Source organism: Dyadobacter flavalbus, from assembly GCF_006149045.1.
Taxonomy (GTDB): domain Bacteria; phylum Bacteroidota; class Bacteroidia; order Cytophagales; family Spirosomataceae; genus Dyadobacter; species Dyadobacter flavalbus.
In genome coordinates, this window is record NZ_VBSN01000057.1 from 1 (window position 1) to 8,864 (window position 8,864).

Consider the following 8,864-nt stretch of genomic DNA (forward strand, 5'->3'; position numbering starts at 1 on the left):
ACGCCTCTAGATTATCAAAATGCACTTAAGCGCATTGATGAATTACTTATTTTAAGTCCTGCTCCTTATTCTGAATTGGACGATGAACTAGACGTAATTAGTACATTAGTGCACGCTTATGAACAAACGCACAATGCTATACCTTATCCAGATCCAATTAATGCCATTAAATATTTAATGGAAGAAAACGGTTGGAAGAATAAAGATTTGGAGCAATACATTGGGCCTAAGTCAAGAGTATCTGAAATACTTAATCGGAAGCGGTACTTTACTTTACAGCAAATTCATAATCTTCACAAGCACTTGGGATTACCCTTAGAAATATTTATTAATGAAAAAATGCTACAAGCAGCATAAGCATGCAATTCTAAAATCTTATTAGGATTATGTCTCACTAACTCAGACGCACAGTTAGAGGTGAGATATTGATTTGTGAGACAATAAATTAATACACTTTTTGGGTCTTTCAAGGCACTCAGATACAGCCGGCGCTAGTCCCAGAAAACGGAGGTTTGTTGTGATTCAGATTATAAATAATATCTATGAGGTACATCATTGGAGCTTAGCAGTGTGCATATTTGAATAAGCAGCTATGCGTGATAAACCTTATTGACCACTTCACCCAAGTCACTAATTAAGGCATTAATTGATTCGGAGTGGTTTATCAATTCGATAATTTTGTCAAAATTTCCGCCTGACGCCCAAAAGGCTTTTTCTTTATGTACATTCTTTACCATTTTTTTCTTCAAATCATTAAGTTGTATCTTTTCGATATTTGGTTCAAAGTTTAAGTCCACCAGGATAGTTTGATTTAGAAATATATTATACCCAAAAAATCGCCCTAAACCTTTCACTTTAGTAGCATTTTTCACAAAATAGGTAAAGCCGTTAGAGTCAACTATTACGATATTTTCAAAAAGCCTATTCCTAAGACCTGCAGATGTTGTTTTAGTTAGAATGTCTAAACAAGGAATAATCTCAAATGAAAAACGATCAAATTTGATTATTGGAAAAATAATTTTCTCTTTCATTATTATCTAGCTGTTTGTAGGCGTAGCTAAGTTCAGTCAAATAAACAGCAAAAAATACGTCTTTCATTCGGAGTACGAAAATCGTCCAGAATTCCCATCGCTTTCCCGCTTGTGTTAGATTTGAAGCTTTTTTCCCTGTCATGCAGGCAAAAAGCCATAGACGTAAGATATGTAATGGCCAGAAATGTTCGGCATCTAAACGTATCATAAACCATCCTTTCGTAAGACAGCCTTGCCTTGTGCATCTACTACTCCGGAGCGCAGTGGGAAAAGTGTGCTTTCTTTGTACAAAAACAAGAACTTTGGCTAAATGCCACTTTTCCTCTTGTTCTATGTTTTGTTGTTTAACATAAAATCCGTTATAAAAACTCAAGAATTTGATTCACGCTTTTGTTATATACTATACATAATTGATATTACCATTAGTTTTGTATTTTTCCAACCTATACTCGAATTAAAGCTTCATATTTAAATAATGACTCTTCCTGAATATATAGAAAAAGTAAGTGCTCGATATAAGCTTGGAAACACAACGGAACACACATTCCGAGGAGAATTAACGCAACTCATTGAGAGTCTAGTTCCGGCAATCCGAGCTACTAATGAACCCAAAAGACAGGCTTGCGGTGCTCCAGATTATATTATCACAAAAAATGACATTCCTGTTGGCTTTATTGAAGCAAAAGATATTGGTGACCGTGATCTTCTTGGGTCAAAAAAAGCAGGTAATAAAGAACAGTTTGACCGCTACAAAGCTTCTTTAAACAATCTGATATTTACTGACTACTTAGACTTTCATTTATACCAAGAAGGACAGTTTGTAAAAAAAATTTCAATTGGAGAACTAACAGATAAAGGCATAAAACCTTTGACAGAGAATTTTTCATCTTTTGAAAATCTGATCAAAAATTTTTGCATTCACATTGGGCAAACAATAAAAAGCTCAAAACAACTTGCTGAAATGATGGCTGCCAAAGCACGCCTACTTTCTGAGGTTATTGAAAAAGCTTTGACAAGTGATAAAGCTAAGGAGGAAGACAGTACGCTTAAAGACCAAATGAATGCTTTTAAAGATGTCCTAATTCATGATATTACCCCAAAAGGATTTGCTGATGTATACGCACAGACAATAGCCTATGGAATGTTTGCGGCACGTTTGCATGATGCTACTTTACCTACATTCAGCAGGCAAGAAGCAGCAGAGCTTATTCCAAAATCAAATCCATTCCTACGTAAACTGTTTGGCTACATTGCCGGACCTGATATAGACGATCGTATCAAATGGATTGTGGATAGCCTTGTGGACGTATTTTTGGCATGTGATGTTGAAAAGCTTTTAAAAAATTATGGAAAGGCTACCAAAATGGAAGATCCGATTATCCATTTTTACGAAACCTTTTTGAGTGAATATGATCCTGCTTTGCGAAAAGCTCGTGGTGTTTGGTATACGCCTGCACCTGTTGTAAATTTCATAGTGCGGGCGGTTGATGATATTTTGAAAACCGATTTTGGATTACCGGCTGGTCTTGCAGATACAAGCAAAACAATTGTAAAGTTGAAACATCAGGTAAAAGCCACTGCTGATACACGTTCCAAAATCAAGGAAGTTGAAGAAGAAAGAGAAATTCATCGAATACAGATTTTAGATCCCGCAACAGGTACTGGTACTTTTTTAGCAGAAATTGTAAAACATGTCTATAAAAGATTTGAAGGACAACAAGGCAATTGGAGCAACTATGTGGAAACACAATTGCTGCCAAGACTTAATGGCTTTGAGTTACTGATGGCCTCTTATGCAATGGCTCACCTGAAATTAGATTTACTTCTTAATGAAACAGGCTATAAAGCTACTAAAGACCAACGCCTGAAAGTATACCTGACAAATAGCTTAGAAGAACATCACCCAGACACCGGAACACTCTTTGCAAACTGGCTAAGTACAGAAGCCAATGAAGCTAACCGAATTAAACGTGATACGCCTGTTATGTGCATAATTGGAAATCCGCCGTATAGTGGAGAAAGTACCAATAAGGGCAAATGGATTATGAATTTAATGGAGGATTATAAAAAAGAACCAGGTGGAAATGAAAAGTTAAAAGAACAAAATTCAAAATTTATTAATGATGACTACGTGAAATTTTTACGTTGTGGACAGCATTTTATAGAGAAAAACGGAACCGGTGTATTGGCATTCATTAATCCTCATGGCTTTCTAGACAATCCTACTTTTCGTGGTATGCGCTGGAACTTACTAAAAACATATGATAAAATTTATACCATAGACTTGCATGGAAACGCTAAAAAAAAAGAAACTGCACCGGATGGAAGTGCAGATGTAAATATATTTGATATTGAACAAGGGGTATCAATAAATATTTTCGTAAAAACTGGTAAAAAGAAAGCAAACGAATTAGGTAAAGTATCTCACTATGAGTTATTCGGAAAAAGAGAATTAAAATATAATTTCCTTGCAGAAAATTCTCTTAAATCAATTTCATTTAACAGCTTTACTCCATTTAAAAATAGTTTTCTATTCAAAAGCATTGATGAAGATAAATTATTAAAATACAATGAAGGAATTAATCCAGTAAACTTATTTCAAATAAATGTAATGGGTTTTCAAACTCATAGAGATGAGTTTTGCATTGATGAAAATAAAAAGAATTTAATAAAAAAACTGTTTGAATTTTCTTTAGAGAATATATCTGATGAAGAAATTTCAAAAAAATATGGTGTTAAATCTTCTATTGATTTCAGTATCAAAAAAGCACAAATGGAACTTACTAAAAATGATATTAGTAAGGAAATTATAAAATGTGGTTACAGACCTTTTGAAGAAAAGTACATTTATTTTAATAAATATCTTGTTGATAGACCAAGAAAAGAACTTCTGATACATTCAAAAAATAAAGAAAATATTACACTTGGAATTGGCAGACAAGGTTTAGCAATTGGAGATATTGAGTGGTGCTTGGTGACTGTTTCAAAATATCCAGTTGATGCCAATATGTTTAGACGCGGCGGGATAAATTTATTTCCACTTTACTTGTACCCAGAAACTAGTAGCCAACAAAGCACTGGGCAAATAGTAGAAAGAACCCCAAACTTAAAATCAGAAATAGTAAAGCAAATAGCTGATAAATTAGGTATAAGCTTTGTTCCAGAGAAGGAAAACAATTCTGTGCACTTTGTCAATAATAATGATAAATTAGGAGATAATTATAAGCAAGCATTTGCACCAATTGACCTTTTGGATTATATCTACGCTATCTTACATAGTCCAGCTTATCGCAAAAAATACAAAGAATTTTTAAAAATTGATTTTCCAAGAGTTCCTTATCCAAAAGATGCTGTTACGTTCTGGCAACTGGTAAAATTAGGCGGTGAGATAAGGCAAATACATTTGTTTGAAAGTTTTATTGTTGAAAAATATATCACGCAATATCCAATAAGTGGAGATAATGAAGTTATAAAACCAAGGTTTGAAGTCTACGATTACGCTCAAACTACACTTGGCGAAGAAACTCCAGATTATTTAGGAGTAGTCCACATTAACGACACCCAGTATTTCGCAAACGTTCCAACAACTGCGTGGGAGTTTTATATCGGAGGTTATCAACCTGCCCAAAAATGGTTAAAAGATCGAAAAGGACGTAAACTAGAATTTGATGATATTTCACATTATCAAAAAATAATTGTTGCTCTTACCGAAACAGCTAGAATTATGGAGGAAATTGATGCAATTATACAGTTATAATTAAACTACATACCAAATATTAAACCCAGTATTTTTTTGTTGCTTGTGCTTAATTTTAGATTGCTGTACAAGCTCTTTTTTTCATTTTGGTTCTGCTCGACAGTCTGGCTCTGCTCTTTGGCTTGTCTGGACTGCAAGCTCCGATCAACCACAATCATATCAGTACGCTGTATCACTGTCCCTTTCAGCGTCACTTTCCGGTATTGAAAAATTTCTCTTAGCTCACGTTCATAGTTGAACGTTCGGTCAAAAGCTTTTTCATAGCGTTCTGTAAAATTCAGTCGTTTAAACTGCCCAAATTTCTGACTATTTTGCGTAATGATCCTGCAATCGTTGCTTCCCTTTTAGAAAATCATAGATAACCTTCTGATTTTTCTGTACTAACAGTAAAGCTTGTTTACTGTTAGTAGAAGCTTCCAGCAGTTCTCTGGCTAAGCTTACAAACTTGCCTCGCATCTTGTCTTCTGGAAGCAGTTCAAAGAACTCCTTAAACTCATCTCCCAATCTGTTGAGCTGCTGCTGCTGGATCTTTTGTTCGGCAAGCATTGGAGCAAGCGTATCCTTTTCTTGAACTTTGATAAAACTGATGATCCGGTTAATGCCCTGGCTAAGCTCCTTCTTTAAAACTTCGTAGTTCAAATCGGATGGATTCTTTTTGGATTTGTAAAAATGATCTGCCATTTCAGCAAGCAGATCCTGCTTGCTACGGCCTAGCTTCTCTGCTATTTACCAAATTTCCATCAGTCGCTTCCGTAAACCGAACTGACTTATTATACATATTTTCCATAGCTCAGTATATCAATTAATATATTAATTATAACCTTTGATGACTACTAATAGCTATAATTTATTACAAAATATACTGATTATATATTTATAAAAAATTATTTTTTATTTAACTTATTAAAAATAAGATTTTTAGCCTCGCAGAGCAAGAAGAATTATCGCAAAGCGTAATTCCTTCTTGCTTCTATAAATAGAACAATTGGGAAGGAAAAGAATGATAAATTTTCTCCAGAATATAGGTGAATTGCAAGAGAGAAATAGCTAGATGCTGTGAATTAAGGGGCTTACAGGGAGATATCAGGATAACACAAGAATTTTAAGTTGTTTGATCCTGACTGATTTTGAATTAGACCTCTGTATTTGGCTTAGTTCAGTTCTATAATGGAGTTATAATGGATATGTTGTCTTATTTCTGTTTTATTGTTGCTCAAGGATGGTTGTTATAACTCTAACAGTGAATTTCTAAAATGCAGGCACTATTCTCCAAAAAAATCGTAAATCCCTTAGAATATGCCACTAGAAGCCACGAAATTAAGCTGGCCTAGGATTTACCCGCCGAGCTACTTAAAAGATCGCTATGATCCAAAAAATAGACCTAAGCGTTAGTTTCTCGTATGTATTCAAGAAAAGGGAAAGTATAAACTAAGAATTGCATCACATTAGCTTACAACTAATTTATTAGTTGACCGGCCCCTTTATTTCCCTTTTAGTTTTTTGTTTTCTCTTTTTCTTCAGCTTTGTTTTTTGGCTTATTCAGGAAAAGTTCATTTAATTTTTTACTCTAAAAGATGATTTTCAAAATCACTTCTCTACACATACAAGTGATTGTGTTTTTTCAAATATCATTTGTATATCACTTGAGAGACTAAATTGTAGTACGTAACTGTTTGATTGACAATATATTACAGTGTGGATAACTTTAATAAACACGCGTTTGGTCGGTAATAAACACGCGTTTGGTCGGTGAAACTGCATAATAAACACGCGTTTGGTCGGTGAAACTGCATTAATAAACACGCGTTTGATCGGTAGAAAACATACATTTAATAAACTCTGGGTGTTTTTAAAATATGTTTTTATATTTGTCTAAAAATCAGAGAATAATGAGTAAAGCAATTGAAATTTGGCAAGATAATGTTCTAACAGTAGCTCGGTACGAAATGACTGAAGCAGAAAAGAACATTTTGTACATGGTAGTTGCTCAGGTACGCAAAGATGATGCTCCCACAAAGATGTACCAAGTATCAGTAAAAGAAATGGCCTCTATTACCGGCTCTGATGAACTAAATTTCGAAACTTATCAGAATGCCATCGAAAAGTTAATGGGACGTGTATTCCAAACAATACTGCCTAATGGAAATTTATTACAAGCTTCATTTATAGCGTCAGCAGAGTACAAAAAAGGTACAGGAATTATAGAATTAGAGTTATCCCAAAAGGTCCGGCCCTTCTATGTTGATCTGAACCAAAAGTTTACTAAAATACAATTAGTGGCTGCTATTTCTCTTAATTCGACCTACGCAAAGAGAATATATGAGCTCTTATGTATGTACAAGAACATGCAGAATAAAATGTTTAAACGTGATTTAAGGGAATTAAAGGCTATGCTCGGGATTATTGAACCTAAAACAGGAAAAGACAGCTATCCTGACTGGACAAAATTTCAAACAAGGGTATTAGACGTAGCTTCAAAGGAGATCAATGGCCATACAGACATCACATTTACCTATAAACCCATTTATGGAGATCGACCTGGAAGAGGACGCAAACCCGTCGTAGAAGTAGAATTTGAAGTATTCTATCAAGTTAAACTAGATCCGGAGCCAGTTCCAATTTCCGTTTTACATGATCGATTGATTAAACAATTTAGGCTTCGTCCAGACCAAGCTAATTCTGTACTAGCTAGCTATTCAATCGAAGTTATTAACCGTCAACTTTATGACATTCAGGTTAAATCAGCAGACGGCAAAATCAAGAATTTAGGAAGTTATACAGCTAAAACATTTGGATTATAGTAAGCTATAAACTGGTAATTAAGAACAACTTGCACAAATCAGCTAAAGAGTCGCTGCCACCATTTTCCCTTGGGCTGCTCTACTGTAGAATCTATCTTTTCCTTACGCAATTGTACTTCTTCCTGTGTGGATGATGCAGTTAGTAAGTAAGTATGCTTTTCAACAATAGTTAATAAACGAAGAACTTCTTCCTTAGCTTCTCTTTCACGTTGCTCAGCTTCACGACGGCGTGCTTCTTCAATAATTATATTTTCTTCGGCATGCTGCAGTTTTAGCTTTAAAAGCTCAATTTCTACTGTTGCATCTCCTGTTGCAGCATGTGTCGCAGCTTGTTGCATACTGTTGCTTTGCAACACTATACTACCCTGTTGCAATGCAACAGGTATTTTGAATGATTCATACACTCTGCTTAGCTCACTTGTATCAAGCAAAGAGTTATTATTATTATCAAAATGCTTACTGAGCTTCCCAGACTTAATATGACGATGCAGGGTACTACGATTCTTTCCAGTTAATTTCGCTGCTTCTGATATGCTTATTTTCGCCATGTTGCACACTGTTGCATGCAACATGGCAGCTGTTGCTGGACTGTTGCAAATTGTTGTAAGAATTATTCTCTATGTTTTAATAAAAATAGAGACTTGACAAGTAAATCTACTAGAAAATAATGAGCTAAAAGGGGAAAACATTAAATTAAAACAAAAGATTGTTACACAAAATGTAACAAATAAATTGCAAATAGTTCCCAATTATGTAACTTTGTTATAAATGGTCTTATGAGAATTATTACAACAACTCGTTTAAGAGAGTTCTATCACACACATGCAGATTCAAAAATTGCATTGGAGGTGTGGATTGCTAGAATTAAAGAAATAAGCATTCAAAATCTGAATGATCTTAAACAAGTGGCTAATTCAGTAGATATTATTGGGAACAACAGGGTAATATTTGATATAAAAGGAAATAAGTATAGAATCATTACTGTTGTTTTGGTACATCGGCAAATAGTTTATGTTAGATGGATTGGTACACATGCCGAGTACGACAAGATTGATGCACATACCATATAAATCGTCTTTGTAGTTTAAAAAAAGCTAATAAGCTAAGATTATCACTCAATGAGCACAGTAACTGTAACTCCCATAAAAACGCCTCTAGATTATCAAAATGCACTTAAGCGCATTGATGAATTACTTATTTTAAGTCCTGCTCCTTATTCTGAATTGGACGATGAACTAGACGTAATTAGTACATTAGTGCACGCTTATGAACAAA

The 8,864-nt window shown here is 34.5% G+C and carries 9 protein-coding genes; 4 read left to right on the top strand and 5 right to left on the bottom strand.

Annotated elements, in window-relative coordinates:
• Positions 1 to 357, top strand: a 357-nt coding sequence (locus tag FEM33_RS19030; protein ID WP_139013585.1) for a helix-turn-helix domain-containing protein, incomplete at its 5' end; no start/stop codon positions are given.
• A gap of 233 nt (positions 358 to 590) precedes the next feature.
• On the opposite strand, the gene FEM33_RS19035 is transcribed toward FEM33_RS19030, so the two are convergent.
• Positions 591 to 1,031, bottom strand: a complete 441-nt coding sequence (locus tag FEM33_RS19035; RefSeq protein ID WP_139013586.1) for a hypothetical protein — start codon at positions 1,029 to 1,031, stop codon at positions 591 to 593.
• Positions 994 to 1,239 (bottom strand): hypothetical protein, encoded by a 246-nt coding sequence (locus tag FEM33_RS26760; protein WP_229214316.1) that lies wholly within the window; start codon positions 1,237 to 1,239, stop codon positions 994 to 996. The genes FEM33_RS19035 and FEM33_RS26760 overlap by 38 nt, the downstream gene beginning before the upstream one ends.
• Positions 1,240 to 1,506: 267 nt before the next feature.
• Here FEM33_RS26760 and FEM33_RS19040 point away from each other — a divergent pair, with 267 nt between their 5' ends.
• Positions 1,507 to 4,788 carry a type ISP restriction/modification enzyme gene (locus FEM33_RS19040; protein WP_139013587.1) on the top strand — a complete coding sequence of 1,094 codons (3,282 nt, stop codon included), beginning with the start codon at positions 1,507 to 1,509 and terminating at the stop codon, positions 4,786 to 4,788.
• A 5-nt stretch (positions 4,789 to 4,793) separates the two neighbouring features.
• On the opposite strand, the gene FEM33_RS27100 is transcribed toward FEM33_RS19040, so the two are convergent.
• Both FEM33_RS27100 and FEM33_RS19045 read right to left on the bottom strand, forming a co-directional pair.
• A complete protein-coding gene (locus FEM33_RS27100; protein ID WP_374756440.1) occupies positions 4,794 to 5,111 on the bottom strand; it encodes a DUF5712 family protein in 318 nt (105 codons plus the stop codon).
• Entirely contained in the window at positions 5,095 to 5,514 is a 420-nt protein-coding gene (locus FEM33_RS19045) for a BfmA/BtgA family mobilization protein (RefSeq protein WP_310588830.1), read from the bottom strand. Before FEM33_RS19045 ends, FEM33_RS27100 begins: the two co-directional genes overlap by 17 nt.
• Before the next feature lie 1,163 nt (positions 5,515 to 6,677).
• Here FEM33_RS19045 and FEM33_RS19050 point away from each other — a divergent pair.
• Positions 6,678 to 7,589 (top strand): replication initiation protein, encoded by a 912-nt coding sequence (locus FEM33_RS19050; protein WP_139013589.1) that lies wholly within the window; start codon positions 6,678 to 6,680, stop codon positions 7,587 to 7,589.
• A gap of 38 nt (positions 7,590 to 7,627) precedes the next feature.
• Here the strand turns inward: FEM33_RS19050 and FEM33_RS19055 are convergent, their stop codons facing one another.
• Entirely contained in the window at positions 7,628 to 8,137 is a 510-nt protein-coding gene (locus FEM33_RS19055) for a hypothetical protein (RefSeq protein WP_139013590.1), read from the bottom strand.
• Positions 8,138 to 8,365: 228 nt separating this feature from the next.
• On the opposite strand from FEM33_RS19055, the gene FEM33_RS19060 reads away from it, so the two are divergent.
• Positions 8,366 to 8,659 (top strand): type II toxin-antitoxin system HigB family toxin, encoded by a 294-nt coding sequence (locus tag FEM33_RS19060; protein ID WP_139013591.1) that lies wholly within the window; start codon positions 8,366 to 8,368, stop codon positions 8,657 to 8,659.
• The last annotated feature ends 205 nt before the right edge of the window (positions 8,660 to 8,864 follow it).